This window comes from Mycobacterium sp. NGS68 (genome assembly GCF_059812195.1).
Genome location: NZ_JCALCE010000009.1, coordinates 52,375 through 68,367, shown reverse-complemented (window position 1 = coordinate 68,367; position 15,993 = coordinate 52,375). Strand labels below are relative to the sequence as shown.

At 67.2% G+C, this 15,993-nt stretch carries 13 protein-coding genes; 9 read left to right on the top strand and 4 right to left on the bottom strand.

Features of this window, described 5'->3' with window-relative positions; translation table 11 throughout:
- The first annotated feature begins 281 nt into the window (after positions 1 to 281).
- The 9 genes from AC5Y5V_RS12385 (at position 282) to AC5Y5V_RS12345 (ending at position 14,185) form a co-directional block, all read left to right on the top strand.
- Positions 282 to 1,649, top strand: a complete 1,368-nt coding sequence (locus AC5Y5V_RS12385; RefSeq protein WP_499935034.1) for an acyl-CoA dehydrogenase family protein — start codon at positions 282 to 284, stop codon at positions 1,647 to 1,649.
- Positions 1,646 to 2,545, top strand: a complete 900-nt coding sequence (locus AC5Y5V_RS12380) for a hypothetical protein (RefSeq protein ID WP_499935031.1) — start codon at positions 1,646 to 1,648, stop codon at positions 2,543 to 2,545. Before AC5Y5V_RS12385 ends, AC5Y5V_RS12380 begins: the two co-directional genes overlap by 4 nt.
- 494 nt (positions 2,546 to 3,039) lie before the next feature.
- On the top strand, positions 3,040 to 4,434 hold the full coding sequence (locus AC5Y5V_RS12375; protein WP_499935027.1) for a condensation domain-containing protein: 1,395 nt from the start codon (positions 3,040 to 3,042) through the stop codon (positions 4,432 to 4,434).
- Between the two features lie 37 nt (positions 4,435 to 4,471).
- Positions 4,472 to 5,818 carry a hypothetical protein gene (locus AC5Y5V_RS12370; protein WP_499935024.1) on the top strand — a complete coding sequence of 449 codons (1,347 nt, stop codon included), beginning with the start codon at positions 4,472 to 4,474 and terminating at the stop codon, positions 5,816 to 5,818.
- A gap of 2 nt (positions 5,819 to 5,820) precedes the next feature.
- Positions 5,821 to 7,179: a WS/DGAT/MGAT family O-acyltransferase gene (locus AC5Y5V_RS12365; RefSeq protein WP_499935021.1), complete on the top strand. Its 1,359-nt coding sequence runs from the start codon at positions 5,821 to 5,823 to the stop codon at positions 7,177 to 7,179.
- The gene (locus AC5Y5V_RS12360) at positions 7,176 to 8,489 is read left to right on the top strand and encodes a hypothetical protein (protein WP_499935018.1); all 1,314 of its coding nucleotides are present in this window, start codon (positions 7,176 to 7,178) and stop codon (positions 8,487 to 8,489) included. Before AC5Y5V_RS12365 ends, AC5Y5V_RS12360 begins: the two co-directional genes overlap by 4 nt.
- The gene (locus tag AC5Y5V_RS12355) at positions 8,486 to 9,871 is read left to right on the top strand and encodes a hypothetical protein (protein WP_499935015.1); all 1,386 of its coding nucleotides are present in this window, start codon (positions 8,486 to 8,488) and stop codon (positions 9,869 to 9,871) included. The genes AC5Y5V_RS12360 and AC5Y5V_RS12355 overlap by 4 nt, the downstream gene beginning before the upstream one ends.
- On the top strand, positions 9,868 to 11,205 hold the full coding sequence (locus AC5Y5V_RS12350) for a hypothetical protein (protein ID WP_499935012.1): 1,338 nt from the start codon (positions 9,868 to 9,870) through the stop codon (positions 11,203 to 11,205). The genes AC5Y5V_RS12355 and AC5Y5V_RS12350 overlap by 4 nt, the downstream gene beginning before the upstream one ends.
- A gap of 7 nt (positions 11,206 to 11,212) precedes the next feature.
- On the top strand, positions 11,213 to 14,185 hold the full coding sequence (locus tag AC5Y5V_RS12345; RefSeq protein ID WP_499935010.1) for an MMPL/RND family transporter: 2,973 nt from the start codon (positions 11,213 to 11,215) through the stop codon (positions 14,183 to 14,185).
- Here AC5Y5V_RS12345 and AC5Y5V_RS12340 read toward each other — a convergent pair.
- From AC5Y5V_RS12340 to AC5Y5V_RS12325, 4 genes are all read right to left on the bottom strand, one after another.
- Positions 14,154 to 14,360, bottom strand: a complete 207-nt coding sequence (locus AC5Y5V_RS12340; protein WP_499935008.1) for a hypothetical protein — start codon at positions 14,358 to 14,360, stop codon at positions 14,154 to 14,156. The genes AC5Y5V_RS12345 and AC5Y5V_RS12340 overlap by 32 nt on opposite strands.
- A gap of 92 nt (positions 14,361 to 14,452) precedes the next feature.
- Entirely contained in the window at positions 14,453 to 15,106 is a 654-nt protein-coding gene (locus AC5Y5V_RS12335; protein ID WP_499935344.1) for a TetR family transcriptional regulator, read from the bottom strand.
- On the bottom strand, positions 15,103 to 15,372 hold the full coding sequence (locus tag AC5Y5V_RS12330) for a hypothetical protein (protein ID WP_499935006.1): 270 nt from the start codon (positions 15,370 to 15,372) through the stop codon (positions 15,103 to 15,105). Before AC5Y5V_RS12330 ends, AC5Y5V_RS12335 begins: the two co-directional genes overlap by 4 nt.
- On the bottom strand, positions 15,369 to 15,983 hold the full coding sequence (locus AC5Y5V_RS12325) for an RNA polymerase sigma factor (protein WP_499935002.1): 615 nt from the start codon (positions 15,981 to 15,983) through the stop codon (positions 15,369 to 15,371). Before AC5Y5V_RS12325 ends, AC5Y5V_RS12330 begins: the two co-directional genes overlap by 4 nt.
- Positions 15,984 to 15,993: the final 10 nt, after the last annotated feature.

Sequence of the window (15,993 nt, the reverse complement as noted above, 5' to 3'; positions counted from 1 at the left end):
GCACCGTAAGTAAGCAATGCCGCGCGTGTCTCGGGTGCATCAGGTTTGGCGTGTCGCGCCGGCCGGGCACCCGAGATCCTCGTGGACCGCAACGGAATTAAACCTCGGACCTTAGGCGGCCGGCGCCGATTGTAAGGGAGCCGCACAAGGTCGGATGTGTGATGTATATCGTCCCCGCCCGCGGCGCCGCGGCCGTCACAAAGAAATGCCTGATGAACACCAATGCGTCAAGAGCGAAATGCGGCAGGTGACCGAATCACCCGGTGGAGAGCGAGGAATCGATGTTCGTAGCGGTATGCAACCCGCCCCTGCCGGTGACGGTGGCGCAGGTCGTTGCCTTCGTGCGGTGCCTGATTCCCAGCGTCGGCGCGGTGGAAGTGTCGATCACGTCGACGAACTCATCGGCTGCATTCACCGTCGCCGTTGCTGACGTGCCGGCGCAGATTGACGAGGCCTTCGTGCGGGGAGCGGTCAAGGCCCTGGGCTGGCCGGCGCCGAAGAAGGTGCACGTGCGGTGCCGGTCGGAGAAGAACCGCAAGCAGCCGGCCCAGCTGACTTGGCGATCGAGGACCGCGATTCCAAAAAAATTGCGCCGAACAGAATCTCCGGCGACGGCCGCGGTGTCCGATTTGGTCGGCTCGGGATTGCTCAAGAAAATCCGCGCCTACGGGGGAGCGGTCAATCGTGACGAGAGCGATTTTCGGGGCCTGCTGAGCGCTCTCGGCGGCCTTGGCCTGTTGGGGCTGGGCTCCCCGGCCAACGCCGACGCACGGCTGCCCGAGATGGCCGAGGCGCTCGAGCTGATCGCCGCGGAGTGCATGCAAATGGGGCTCTGCGTACGGGACAACCGCATGGCCGTCGAGTACTTGCTCACCGCCGCAACACCATTCAGCATCGTTGCGACGGAGCCCCTGCTGGACGGCTCGGCGTGCGCCATCACCGCCATGACGTCAGCGTTCAACCACGTGGCCGGTCACAGCCGCCTGGATCTGACCGCGACCGCGGTCCGGGGCGGCTTCGACGTATACGGTCCAATCGGGTGCGCCAGCGACCAACTGCGGCCCGATTCGCTGTTGATCACCGCGGCGCAGACCAACACCGGCCAGAACGTGATCGTCGCGCTGAGGCTGGACACGCCGGGCGTCGTGGTGGGTGGCCGGCTGAAGCCGACGGCGGCGGGCCTCGAACTCCAAGGTGCATTCGTACCGCACGAGCAGGTGCTGTCGACCGATCTGACCGGGTTTCGTGAGGCGGTGCGGCCGACCCTGATGGTGCTGCAAACGGCCACGTGCCTCGGACTGACCAAGGCGGCTCTCGAGCAACATCGGCCCGCGGCGCCTTCCGCCGATGCGGCCCGCCGCGGCTTTATCGCCGACGGCCTGTTCGCCGCGGAGATTGAACTCGCGCGGTTGGCCGGGTCGCTGCACAGGCCGGCCGCAACGACGCACAACGAGCTGTTCGCGCTGCGGCAGAGCGCCGTGAAGCTCGCGACCGCGAGCGCCGAGCTGGAAATGCTCTCGGCCGGTGGCCAGAGCTGCGCGAGCAAGGCGCAGGACCGTCGGCTCATCCACGGTGCCCCGCCGTCGCGGATGACCCAGGCGCGGCGGCCTCGCGTCCGAAACACCCACTCGGGTCGGCGGAAGTCATGACCGAACTGCTGGTCCTCAACGTCCGAGAGCGCGTCATGCAGGCGGTGTCGCTCGACGGTTCACGGGTCCGCATGCTGGTCGACGGCCTCGACGAAAACCCGGATGGCGTGCTGGTGGACGAGCGCCGCGGGCACATCTACTGGACCAACATGGGCTACGCGGATGCCGGCGCTACGGCGAGCGTCGACTCGAACTTCTTCAACCGCAACGGTTCGATCGAACGTGTCGACTTCGACGGCGGCAATCGCCGCACGATCGTGGCCCGCGGCTCCTTCACCACCGGCAAGCAGATGGCCGCGGACTTCGGCGAGGGCAAGATGTACTGGTGTGACCGTGAGGGCATGCAGGTGCTGCGTTGCAACCTGGACGGGTCCGACCTGGAGGCGCTCGTGATCGCCGGCGCCGGTGCCGTCGCCGCCCGCGATGCCCGAAATCACTGTGTCGGTGTGGCTATCGACACCATCCGCAGGACGCTCTACTGGTCGCAGAAGGGCGCACCTAACTCCGGCCACGGCCAGATTCTGCGCGCACCCCTCGATCTGCGGCCCGGGCATCGCGCCGACCGGCGCGACGACATCGAGGTGCTGTGGTCCGACCTGCCCGAACCGATCGATCTGGATATCGATGACACCGGAACGCTGGTGTGGACCGACCGGGGAGACCCGCCCGACGGAAATACGCTCAACCGGGCGCAGGTCGAGCCTGCGGTCGGCCGGCCGCAGGTCTGTTCGCGCGGCTTCCACGAAGCCATCGGCCTGGCGACCACGGACGGCGTCACATACTACGTCGGCGATCTCACCGGACACATTCGCGTCGTCAACACCGCAGACGGAAGCGAACGCGAGTTGATCGATCTGGGCTACGGCCTGACCGGCATCGCCCTGGCGAACACGTAGGCCCGCAACGCATGCCTGGCGTGTCGCGACTCACGGCAATCTCGCCGGCGACGCCGACGAGCGTCAAATAACAACGGCGACAATGGCCTTAAGTGTTGTCCAAGCCTTCCGCTGAGCGTGCGGCAAACCTTCGCGAATCCGCCACGGCTGCTGTACAAGATCCGTAATATCAAGTGCAACAGACAAAGTCGCACTTTGCGCACGGGGGGGTTTGATCGATGTCACTCAGCAGGGTCTAGGCAGAAGAGCACTTCATGCTGGGCGTGTCGGGAGCGGCACGTGGCTTGGCCTACCAAGCGAATTCAGGCGAATCACCATGTGGGAGAGCCGACTTCTCTGTCGTGTGACGTACGTCGCGCTCAAACCGAACTCATCGCCGTCACAGGGCAATGGCCGCCACGCACTAACGAGTAACGACGGTCGCCGACATCCGGCGCGGCCTTTGTACGCCCTGCAGGGCAGAAGACCTCACATCGCACAGTAAGGAGGGGGTAGTGGCACTGGGAAGCATCAACGAGTGGCATCCGGCGCACGGGCAGGTCACCACCTGGGTGGTTTCGGCGGCGGCGGTGCGCGAGGCGGCACGGACATCGCGCCGCAGCAAGGTGGCGCCCTCGTATCAGCGCGCCGAATATCTGGCCAGCGCCTACGAGGGCGCGATTGCGGGACAGCGGCTGCCTCGCCTCATCATCACGGCGTGGGAGATTCCCGGCGTGTGCGATATAGCCGCGATGACGGCGGCGATCAACGCCCATGTGCGTCGGCACGACACCTACCACGACTGGTTCGAACTCGACGACGACGTCGTCACCTGGACGGTCGACAACCCCGAGGCGATCGACCTGGTGCCCGTCCAGTTAGGGCACATGAGTACCGAACAGATCCGCACGCACGTGTTGACGGCGCCGCCGGACACGCTGCAGTGGGATTGCTTTGCGTTCGGGATCGTCCAGCACGAAGGGTATTTCAGCTTCTACGCCAGCGTCGACCATCTGCACATCGATGGCATATCCACGTTCCTGATCTTCAACGACATCCACCTGACCTACCAGGACCTGCCACGCCCCGCGCCGATCCAGAGCTACCGCGACTACACCGCGCGGCAACACGACAAGGTGTCGGAGTTGACCCTGTTTTCCCCAGAAGTCAGGGATTGGCGCGAGTTCGTGCGACGGACCAATGGTTACTGGCCCACCTTCCCGTTGCCGCTCGGTGACGTGGCCGCCGGTTGCGACGGCGACTACCTGACGATCCAGTTGCTGGATGCGGCCGAGACCGAGTTCTTCGAGGCCGCCTGCAAGGAGGCGGGCGCGCGGTTCAGCGGCGGGGTGTTTGCCTGCGTCGCCATGACTGATCGCGAATTGACCGGTGCCGAAGCCTATTACGGACTCACGCCCTACGACGCGCGCAGGCCGGGCATCGACACGATGACGGTCGGCTGGTTCGCCAGCATGGTGCCGGTCATCGTGCCGACCGGCACGGACTCGTTCGCCGACGCGGCGCGGGCGGCGCAGAGCTCCTTCAACGCCGCCAAGCGGCTCGCGGACGTGCCGTTCGGGCGGATTCTCGAATTGGCGACGCCGGACCAGCTGGGACTGCAACCCGGGGCTACGCCATCAATGATGGTTTCCTTCAACGACTTCCGTCATGTCCCGATCCGCGAGATGCAGGAGCGGACGAACTTTGGGATCTACGGTGACAACCTCTCGCGTGGCGGGATCAACATCTGGATCGGCCGGCACGTCGGGAAGACGACCGCGACGGTCTCGTTTCCGGACAATCCGGTCGCACGCAACTCGGTACACCTCTACTTGGCCGCGTTGACCGACGCGTTCGCCGACGCCGTGAACAGCAGGCTGAGCGCGGCGTATCTGGCCGCCATCGGGTGACGGAACGGGTCCAGGAATAGTGAGCAACCTACTCGATTTGTTCGATCAGTCCCTGTTTCGCTTCGAGCGGGCGATGGGATTCGGAAGCGTGGTGCAGTGCGTGTGGGTCTATGACGACGCGGTCGATATCGAACGCCTCCACCGGTTTCATCATCACCTGCGGCGAGGACGACTATCGCGGCGCGTCGAAACCTCGCCGCTGCCATTCGGCCGTCATCGCTGGGTCGCGCCCAGCGGCCGGGCCGCCCTCGAGATCGTCCCGACGCCCCGCCCGCGCGCCGAAGTCGATGGCTGGCTGGCCGAGCAGGCCGGCACCGCCCTGGACGTGGAGGACGGGCCCGAGTGGCACCTCGCGTTGCTCCGGTTCTCCGACGGCGGCGCGGCGCTCAGCTTGGTGATCCCGAATTGTCTCACCGACGCCGTAGGGCTTTGTGACGCGGTGGCGGACGCGGCGTGCGGCTTCGATGACCTGATGCGCTGGCCCGCGGCAGGATCGAATCCGCGTTGGTGGTCGGTGCTCGAGGACACGTGTCAAACCGCGGGCGACATCGCAGGCGTTGCCCGCGCCATCGTCGCTGCTGCTGGAATGTCGAGTGGTGCATGTGGTTTTGCGGATTCGGCAGTGCCCCGCAGTGGTGCGGACGAATCCCGCACGCTGCCAACGGCAACCATCTTCGTCGACGTCGACGAGTGGGACTTCCGGGCCCGGTCCCTTGGTGGGACGCCGAATTCGCTCTTCCTGGGGGTCGCGGCTCGCCTGGCCGAGCGAATCGGACGGGTGGCCGCCGACGGCTCCGTCAACGTGGCAATGCGGCGCGACCAGCGGACCTTTGGCGATACCCGGGCGCACGCGCTCACCAATGTCGAGATGACAGTCGATCCGGCGTCCGCGACGGCGGACTTGCGCGACATTCGGGCCGACACCAAGCTGGCGCTGATCCGCGCCCAGGACGAGCCGGACGGGCGGCTGGCACTGCTGCCGCTGGCCCCGCTGTTGCCCCATTGGGCCGTGCGGCGGATGGCCGGACTGGGAGCCGGTGGTGCGGTCCATGTCGTCGCGTCGAATCTCGGTGCGATAGAACCCGCTTCGCGGCCCGACGGAACCGACCCCGCCCAATTCGCCATCAGGGCCTGCAACGGAGTCGTCACCGATGCGATGATGCGTCGCGTCGGCGGGACCCTGTCCTTGATTGCGGGTAGCGCGCAGGACCGGGTGTTCGTCTCCGCCATCGCGTACCAGCCGGACCGGATCGATTCGGACAATGCTCTGCAACAGCAGCTTTCACTGACCCTGGGGGACTTTCTGCTGACCGCCACGGCGGGTTGGCCGTCACCCGAACTGACCGGGCGTTCCGACCCGCAACCGATTGGCACGGGGTTCTAGCAATGGACAGCAACGTACTGGATCTGATGGACCAGAGTTTCTTTCGCTTCGAGCGGGCGTCCGGAATCACCAACGTGGTGCAATTCGTCTGGGTATACGACCGCGGCGTCGACATGGCGGGACTGCGTCGGTTCCATCGTGAGCTGCAGCGGGGGCGGCTATCCCGCCGCATCGAACGCTCGCCGCTGCCGTTCGGTCGCCATCGCTGGATTTCACCCGGCGACCAACCCGGACTCGACATCACCGCCACGGCGTTGCCCCGAGACGAACTGGACGCATGGCTCAACGCGCAGGCCAATAGCCCGATCGACGCGGAGCGCGGTCCCGGCTGGCGGCTGGCGGTGTCGGCCCTGGCCGACGGCGGGTCGATCGTCAGCCTGGTCACCTCGCACTGCCTGACCGACGGCGTTGGCCTATGCGAGCTGCTGGCGGACGCGGCCGGCGGCGCTTCCGACGCCGCCGAGTGGCCGGCCGCCAGATCACGCCGGCGATGGCGAGCCGTGCTCGAAGACGTCGGCCGGGCAATGCGCGACATCCCCGCCATCCTCCGCGCGATCCTCGCCGCCATCCGGCTCTTCCGGCGCAGTCGCGGCCCGGGGTCGACCGCGCCGCGGGTCGCCCGGTCGGCCGCCCCAGCCGCAGCGGACGAATTCATCGCTGTCCCAACGGCTACGGTCTTCTTCGAGGCCGACGAGTGGGACGCGCGCGCCCAGGCGCTCGGCGGAACCAGCAACACCCTGCTCTCGGCTGTGGCGGCGCGGCTGGGACAGCGAGTGGGGCGGGTCAACGAGGTCGGCTCGGTCATCGTGACGATGGCCATCAACGAGCGCACCGCCGGCGATACGCGCGCCAATGCCATCACGAATGTGGACATCGCGGTCGACCCCGCGCCCGTGACGACAGACCTGCGCGAACTGCGCGCCACGGTCAAGCGGGCGTTGATCACCTCTCGCGAACAGCCCAACGAGATGTTGGCATTGTTGCCGCTCATTCCGCTGGTGCCGGAGCGGCTGGCGACGCGGTGGGCAGACGTCGCCGCCAGCATGCCAATGACCGTGGGCTCCTCCAACCTTGGCGCGCTCCCGCCGGCCGTCAACCGGCCGGACGGCGCGGCCGCCGACTACTGCGCCTTCAAGACTGTCTGCGCGGGCGCGACCGACACGATGATGCACCGCGTGGGCGGGATGCTGTCGTTGGTCTCGGGACGCGTGAATCGACGGGTTTTCGTTTCGGTCAACTTCTACCAGCGGGGTGAGGAGAACTCGGATCGCGCTCTTCGGCAACATCTTTGCGCCGTGCTCGACGACTTTGGGCTCGCCGCGACCGCGGACTGGACGAGCGCATGTGTGGCCGGTCGATGAGCAACGTCCTCGCCTTGGTCGACCAGACTTTCGTCAGCCTCGGCGAGCTGGCCGGCGGCGCGCAGGCCATCTGGATGTATGACGACCCGATCGACGTCGACGCTGTGCGCCGATTCCATCGTCATCTGCAGCGCGGCAGGATGTCTCGCCGTATCGAGCGTTCGCCGTTGCCGTTCGGCCGCCACCGTTGGGTGTCATCCAGCGATCACCCCGAGCTGCAGATCGCGGTCCCGAGGCCGCGTCGAGAATTCGAGGCATGGTTGCGCGAGCAAGCCGAAATCCCGCTGGATGCCGAGCGCGGGCGTGGCTGGCACCTGGCGGTGTTGCCTTTCACCGACGGCGGTGCGGGCGTGAGCCTCGTGTTCACCCACCGCGTCGCCGACGGCCAGGCAATGTACGCCGCGGTGGCGGATGCCGCGCGCGGCCGCCACGACCCGGTCAAGTGGCCCGCCGAAGGGACCCGCCCACGCTGGCGTGCGCTGTGCGCCGACGCCCGCCAAACGGCGCGTGACATTCCCAGCATCGGCCGGGCCCTCGTGGACGCGGGACGGTTTATCAGGGACCAACGCGGCAGCGCCGGCCCGGCCACCCCGCCGCCCGCTGTCACCGACGGCGACGAGATCATCGCCCTTCCGGTAGCCACCGTCTTCCTGGACGCCGAAGCATGGGAGGCGCAAGCAGACTCGTCGGGCGGCACCGGCAACACGTTGGTCGCGGCGCTGGCGGCCCGGCTGGCCGAGCGGGTAGGACGACTCGCCGTGGACGGCTCGGTCGTGCTGGCGCTGCCCGTCAGCCAGCGCGCCGTCGCCGATACTCGCGCCAACGCCGTCACGATGCTCGAGATCATCGTGGACCCCGCCGGACCGGACCTGCGCGGGATGCGAGCCGCGATGAAGCGAGCGCTGATCCGCCACCGGGATCTCCCCGACGAGGCCACCGCGCTGCTGCCCCTGGTTCCGCTGCTGCCGTCGCGGATCACCAAAAAGACCGTCGCCATGGCCACCGGCGGTGCCACCCGCGTCGTCTCGTCGAATCTTGGTGTAGCGCCCGCGGACGTCAACCGGCCAGCCGGCACGGATGCCGACTTCTTCGCCGTGCGGGCGGTCTACCCGGGGCTGACGCGGGCGACGCTGCACCGGCTCGGCGGGTTGCTGTCCGTGCACGCCGTGCGAGTGCACCAACAGCTCGCGATCTCGGTCCTTGCGTATCAGCCGGGCGGCTCCAACTCGAGTGCCGAATTGCGACAACGGGTTACGAGTGTGCTGAGCGAATTCTCGCTCACTGCGGGTGTGGGATGGGGGCAACAGTGAGCAACGTACTCGATCTCTACGACCAGACGATGTTCATGGGCGAGCGGGCTACCGGAACGACGAGCCTCCTGCAGTGCATCTGGGTGTACGACCGCGCGATCGACATCGAGGGTCTGCGCCGGTTCCATCGCAATCTTCATCAGGGGCGGTTATCCCGCAGCGTCGAACGCTCACCCCTGCCCTTCGGCCGCCACCGCTGGATCGCGGGCCGCGGCGTGTCCACCCTGGTGATCGAGAAGCCCAGGCGCCGTGAAGAATTCGGTACCTGGCTGGGCGAGCACGCCAAGTCCCCGGTGGATGCCGAGCACTGCCCGGGATGGCGACTCGCGGTGCTCCCATTCACCGACGGCGGCGCCGGAGTGAGCCTGATCGTTACCCACTGCCTGGTTGACGGCGTCGGGTTGTGCGAGGCGCTGGGGGATGCGGTTGTAGGGCGTCGCGACCCGGTCCGCTGGCCCCCCGCCCGGTCCCGCGGCTGGTGGCGGGCGGTCAGTGCGGATGCGCGCCAGACTCTTCTCGACCTACCGGACGTCGCCACGGCCGGCGTCGCTGCGCTGAGATTTGCCCGCAACCGGGCGAGCGCCGAATCCGCCGCCGCGCCAGCCACTCCTGCGGCGGCCGCACCCGGGGCGGCGGACCAACCCGTCGCGCTCCCGACGGCGACGATCTTTGTCGATGCCGACGAATGGGACGCACGCGCGCACGCGCTCGGCGGCAGCGGCAACACGTTGCTCGCGGGCCTCGCGGCGCGGATGGCGCAGCGCGCCGGGCGGATCGGCGCCACCGGCACAGTCGATTTGACCCTGCCCGTCAATCAGCGCACCGCGGGCGACACGCGGGCCAACGCCATCACGAACATCGACCTCACCGTCGACCCCGCCCGCGCGACGACCGACCTCAGCGGACTACGGTGCGCCATCAAGCAGGCCCTGATTCGCCTGCGCGATGAGTCCAACGAGCGCTGGGAATTGCTGCCCCTCGCTCCGTTCTTGCCGCGGTGGCTGGTCCGACGATGGGTCGGCGTCTCGGCCAGCAGCACCAACAGCGTCGTCGCGTCCAACCTCGGTGTGGTCGATCCGGCTGCGCTGCGGGCAGACGGAACCGAGGCCGACTACTTCGCGATGAAGTCCCTCGGCCCCGGCGCGACCCGCGCGGTCATGCAGCGGCTGGGCGGGTTGCTGGTGTTGCTGTCCGGGCGAATCCGCGGACGGGTGTTCGTTTCGGTCCTCGCATACCAGCCGGGCCGATTCAACTCGAATCAACTACTGCAACAGCGGCTGTCGGATTCTCTGAGCGACTTCTCGTTGTCCGCAACCAACGGCTGGCCAGGTTCGGACTCGTTGGTCGGCGCGATTGCAGAGAAAGGGACCCGGAAGAAATGAGCACCGTTCTCGATCCGCTCGACCAGAGCGTGTACCTGTTCGAGCGGGCGGCCGGAGCCGCCAACGTCGGCCAGAGCGTGTGGCTGTACAACCGCGACATCGACATCGACGGCCTGCGCGCGTTTCACCACCACCTTCAGCGTGGGCCCCTGGCGCGGCGCATCGAACGTTCGCCCCTGCCGTTCGCCCGCGCTCGCTGGGTCATGGCGGGCGACCGGCCAGAGCTCGAGATCGCGGCGCCCCGACCACGCCAGCAATTCGATGCCTGGCTGGCCGAACAGGCCAACATCCGACTGGACGCCGAACACGGTCCCGGCTGGCACCTCGCCGTGCTGCCGTTCACCGAAGGCGGTGCGGGGATCAGCTTTGTCAGCACGCATTCCCTGGTCGACGGTATCGGCGGCTACCTCGCGCTGGCCCTTGCCGCGCATGGGCAAGATCTCCCGATTCGCTGGCCCGCCGCCAGGTCGCGGAGGCGCCGGCAGGCGCTGCGCGAGGACACCCGCCAAGCCGCGAGCGACATCGCCGCCGCCGGGCGCGCGCTGCGGGCCGCGGCACGGCCTTCGGCTCGTGGGTGCGGCGGCGCGGAGCCCGGCGCCCAACGCCTGCGCGCGCGCCGTCGGCGGACCGGTGGATCTGACGAACGCGTCACGCTGCCAAGGGCGGTGGCCTTCGTCGACACACAGGAGTGGGAGGCCCGCGCACGCGAGCTGGGCGGGACCAGCAATGCGCTGCTGGCGGGGTTGACGGCGCGTCTGGCTCAGCGACTGGGGCGGTTCGATGCGAATGGCCTTGTCACGGTGTCGATCCCCGTCAACGAGCGCACCATGGACGACACCCGTGCCAACGCACTCAGCGGTGTCGACGTCGTGGTTGACCCCGCGACCGTGACGACTGATCTGCGCGAGGTGCGGGCCGCGATCAAGCAGAGCCTGGCCCGCCGCCACGAGGTGCCCGACGAGCGGAAGGCACTGCTGCCACTGGTTCCGTTGCTGCCGCGACGGGTCGTCAGAAGGCTGCTCACCCTCGTCCTCGGCGGCCCGACGACCAGCGGATCGTCCAACCTGGGGGCGATGGACCCGGTCGTCAATCGACCGGACGGCACCGACGCCGACTACTCCGCCGTGTATTCACTGTTCGCGTGGGCGACCACCGCGACGATCCATCGCACCGGCGGACTGCTGGGCGTGCTGTCGGGAAGCGTGCACGGGCAGACGTTCATCTCCGTGGTCGCCTACCAGCCGGGTGCCCTCAATTCCGATAGCGCTGTCCGGCAGCTTCTTTCGGAGGTGCTCGGCGACTTCTCGCTCTCGGCCACGACGGGCTGGGGCTAGCGACATCATGCCCTCACCGACCACCGTGTCCACGACTTCGACTCCACATCAAGCGTTTTCGCTGCTGGGCCGGTTCATCGTGCGCGCGCCGTGGATCGTCGTCGCCGCCTGGATTGCGGTGGTCGGCGTACTCGGTGTGGCATTCCCCCCGTTGACCAAGGTCGTCGAAAGTCAAACCGTACAACCGCTGCCGCCCGAGGCGATGGCGGCCGCCGGCCAGATGGCCAAGGATTTCGGCGAACTCGGCCAGAACACGCTGATCGTCGTGCTGACCGACAACCGCGGTCTGCAACCCGCCGACGACGACATCTATCGCAGGCTGGCCGCGACCTTGCGCGGAGCGACCAACGACGTGACCGCCGTGCAAGACCTTTTCAGCACGCCGGCGCTGCGGCCGTTGATGGTAAGTAAAGACAACAAGGCCTTCTACATGCTGGTGACGTTGCGGGCGCCCACCGCCACCCCGGAGTCGACGCGGGCCTATCAGCGGACCGCCGCGATCGTCAACCGCCTGACCGCGGGCACCACCGTGACCGCGAACCTGACCGGGCAGGCCGCCATGGTCGGCGATCTGTCGATCGTCGGCGCCGGCGACGTTCACCGCATCGAGGTCGGCACCGCGCTGATGGTGTTGACGATCCTGCTGCTGATCTACCGGCGGCCCGTCACGGTGCTGTTGCCGCTGATCACCTTGGGGGTCTCGGTGTCGTCGGCGCAGGGCGTGGTGTCCGCGCTGACCGGGCTCGGGCTGACGGTGTCCTCGCCGACCATCGCCCTCATGTCGGCCATGATCATCGGCGCCGGGACCGACTACGCGGTATTCCTGATCAGCCGCTACCACGAATACATCCGCTCGGGATCCGAATCCGATCTGGCGATACAGCAGGCCTTGAGTTCCATCGGCGAGGTGATCGCGGGTTCAGCCGCCACCGTCGCAATCACGTTCATCTGCATGGTCTTTGCCCGCCTGCCCACGTTCATCAGCATCGGTCCGGCGCTCGCGGTGTCGATCGGGATCGCGTTTCTTGCCGCCGTCACGCTGCTGCCCGCCCTCGTCGTGATCGCGGGCCGGCGCGGCTGGGTGGCCCCGCGCGCGGCGCTCACCGGCACACTGTGGCGACGATCGGCCACCCGGATCGTGCGCAGGCCCAGAGCGCATTTGGCGGTCAGTCTCGCGTTGTTGGCCGCCCTGGCCTGTTGCGCGCCCCTGTTGCGGCCCACCTTCAACGACCGAATGCAGTTGCCCCGATCCGCGCCCAGCAACGTCGGATTTTCGATGATGGCGGATCACTTTTCGACCAGTGCGCTGCTGCCGCAGTACATCTACGTGCACTCGCCGACCGACCTACGGAATCCGCGGGCCCTGGCGGACCTGGACCAGATGGCGCAGCGGGTATCGCAGCTGCCCGACATCGCCGCGGTGCGCGGGATCACGCGGCCGAATGGCCAGCCGCTCGACCAGACCAAGCTCAGCGTTCAAGCCGGCGCGGTCGGCGACAAGCTCGAGGACGCCTCCAGCCAGATCAGCGGCCGGACCGGCGACCTCGACGCGCTCGCCGGCGGCGCCGACAAACTGGCGGCCGCCCTTGCCCAGCTTCGTGACCAAATCCACGCTGCCAGTGGGCCCATCACGCAGCTCTCCGCGACGGTGAACCAGGTCCAGCAGAACTTCTCCGCCGCAGCGGATTTGATGGACAACATCCGTCGGCAGGCCGACGCGTCCCTTGCGGCGTTAGGCGGCGGCGTCGTGGACGCCGGCGGCCCAATCCTGAATGTGTTGAACAACATGCCGCAGTGCACCGCCGACCCGGGATGCAGCGCGGGACGCGCCCGGCTTGCGCAGCTGGTGCAGGCCGGGGGGAGCGGCGCGTTGGGCGCGCAGCCGGAGGTCCAGGAAATCCAGCTGGCGGTGCGAAATCTGGGCGCGCTGTTGGCGACGGCGCGCAATGGCCTGCGCTCGGCGGGCGGGGTCGGTGCGGGTGTGCTGCAGAAGATCGCGGGGATGCAGGCGGTCGCCGATCAGCTTGCCGACGGCAGCCGGCGTCTCGCCCAGGGCGTGCGGCTCCTCGTCGATCAGACCAAACAGCTGGGTCTGGGCATGAATCGGGCGGCGGACCTGCTGCTGACGATGAAGCGTGACGCCTCGCCAAACTCGATGGCCGGCATGTTCATCCCGCCCGGTGTGCTAACCTCGGACGAGTTCCGCAACGCCGCGAAGGTTTTCATTTCGCCCGACGGGCGCTCTGCCCGCTACGTCGTCGAGACGAGATTCGACCCGTTCAGTACGGCTGCGATGGATCAGGTGTCGTCGATCCTCACTACGGCCCGCGGGGCGCAGCCCAACACCTCGTTGGCCGATGCGTCGATCTCGGTGCTCGGCACCACGGCGATGTACAGCGAGATACGTAACTACGACAACGACGACGTGCGCCTGATCGTCAGCGTGACATTGCTGGTGGTTTTCGTCATCCTCGTCCTGCTGCTGCGTGCGATCGTCGCGCCGCTGTACCTTATTGCCTCCGTGGTGATTTCGTTTCTGTCGGCAATGGGCGTCGGCGTCCTCGTCTTCCAGGTCATCCTGCATCAGGCCATCTCCTGGAACTTGCAGGCCACGGCGTTCATCGTGCTGGTGGCGGTCGGCGCCGACTACAATCTGCTGTTGATCACCCGGGTTCGCGAAGAATCGCGCCTCGGCGTCCGATCCGGCATCATCCGTGCCGTCCGGTCGACCGGGGGCGTGATCACCTCGGCGGGAATCATTTTCGCCGCGTCGATGTTCGGGCTCTTATTCGGCAGCCTGTCGACAATGGTCCAAACCGGCTTCATCATCGCCATGGGTCTGCTGATCGACACGTTCGTGGTGCGCACGATCACGGTGCCGGCGCTGGCGGCGTGGATCGGGCGTGCGAACTGGTGGCCTTCCCGCGCTGCGGCCGCACCCGCTAGAACTAAGGCGTGCAGTAGATGTGCGGGCTGTTGAGGAAGTGCGACGTGTCGCCGGCTCCCGACACAGCCGATTGCGCGTCGGCCCGGGCATGCGGATCGATGCCGGCGGCCGCGATCACGAGCAGCACCACGAACACACGCAACGCGATGCGTATCGGAACCGAGGTGGGCGTCAGGATACGCCTCAGGCGTGTTTTATTGCTGACCATAACGTCTTAGTGCTGGGCGGATACCCCAACGTGACGCCCGATGGGTTTGACCCGCGTCACAGGTCGTCACAGGTCGTCGCAACATCCGAACGTCAGGATGCGATCGCGAGTGTGGTTCGGCGCCTGAGGAATTGCCGGAAGTAGTCGATACGATCGGGTTGCAGGATGCCCGCCAGCAGCGTGTCCCAGCTCTTCTCGAGGTCCCGCAGGAACGATTCCGGATCGTCCAGGTTGCCGGTCAGGCGTAGCCCGAGATGCAGTGACACGATGTGCCGGCCCAGGTCGTTCGGATCGCAGCGTCGGTCGATATCGCCCTCGTCAATGGCGCGCTCCGCGACGGTGGCCACGGCCTGGATCCATCCGTCGAAGAGTTTCTCCTGCAAGCCTTCCGACTGGCCTATCGACTCGACCAGGTTGATCGCTGCCCGGACGGCGTCGGTCTTGATGTCGTGCAACGCGATCAGGTACGACAAGTCGATCAGGGTCTCCAAGCCCGAAAGTCTGCGGGCAAGAGCATCGTCCAGCGTCCTGGCGCCTTCTGAAGTCTGCCGCTCGATGATTGCGCTTGCCAGCGCGTGCTTAGAGCGGAAGTGAAAATACATGGCGCGCATGGTCAGTTCGGCGTCTTCCAAGATGTCGCCGACACCGACGTCGTGATATGCCCGCCGAGCGAATTGCCGTGAGGCGGCCTGCAGTATCTGGCGCCGCGTGCTATCTGCCCGTCTGTCAAGCGAGTTCGTAATCAGTCGCATTGCTCCCTGAGGGCATGAGCGCCGTCGATGACGCCGGCGATGTGCGCGTCGCTGAGCTTCTCCTGCTCCATCACTTGACCGAGCAGACACTTCAGATCGACCATCTGCTGGAGATAGATCAGGCACGGGTGGCAATCCTCGAGATGTTTGTCCACGATCGCCCCCCACTCCTGGGGATCGGAATCGACCAGGTCGACGACGAGGCGAACGAAGTCGACGCAGTCGATGGCGAGAACAGTGTTGTTGTCGTGCACGGTCATTGTTGGCTTCGCTTCTCCAGTTCGTTTCGGAGATTTCCCCGGGCGCGGTAGAGGAGCGCGCGTTGGGCCTCCGCCGACAGTTCGAGAATGTTGGCCGCCTCCTCGGCGGACGCGCCGACTAGGTCGCGCAGGATTATGACTTGCCGCTGCCGCACCGGCAGCGCCTCGATCGCCGCCCGCACATGACCGACCAGCTCCCTGGTCACCGCCTGTTCTTCCGGCAAGAACCGTCGAGACGGCGGCGAGCACCAATGCCCTGCGTCAGGGTGGCCGGCGGGGTGCATGCGCCCGGCCAGGGGATCGGGCTCCTCGCCCAGGACCTCGTGCTCACGGATCCGGGTCTCGCGGCGCCGGTGCCGGGAGACGGTGTGCTTGACAATCGCAAACAACCAGGTCGCCACGGATGACCGGCCCTCGAATGCGGCCGACGATTGCATCACCTGTACCCAGGCCTCTTGCACCGCTTCCTCGGCCAGCGTCGGCGAGCTGACCATTGTGCGAGCGAAATTGACCATGGGCCGGTGATAGTCGCGCACCAGGCTGCTCAGCGGGATGCCCCCGACGAGTACTTCGGGTCGGCCACCCTCGGTGGTGGCCGCCACCGAGGTCATCCTCGTCCCG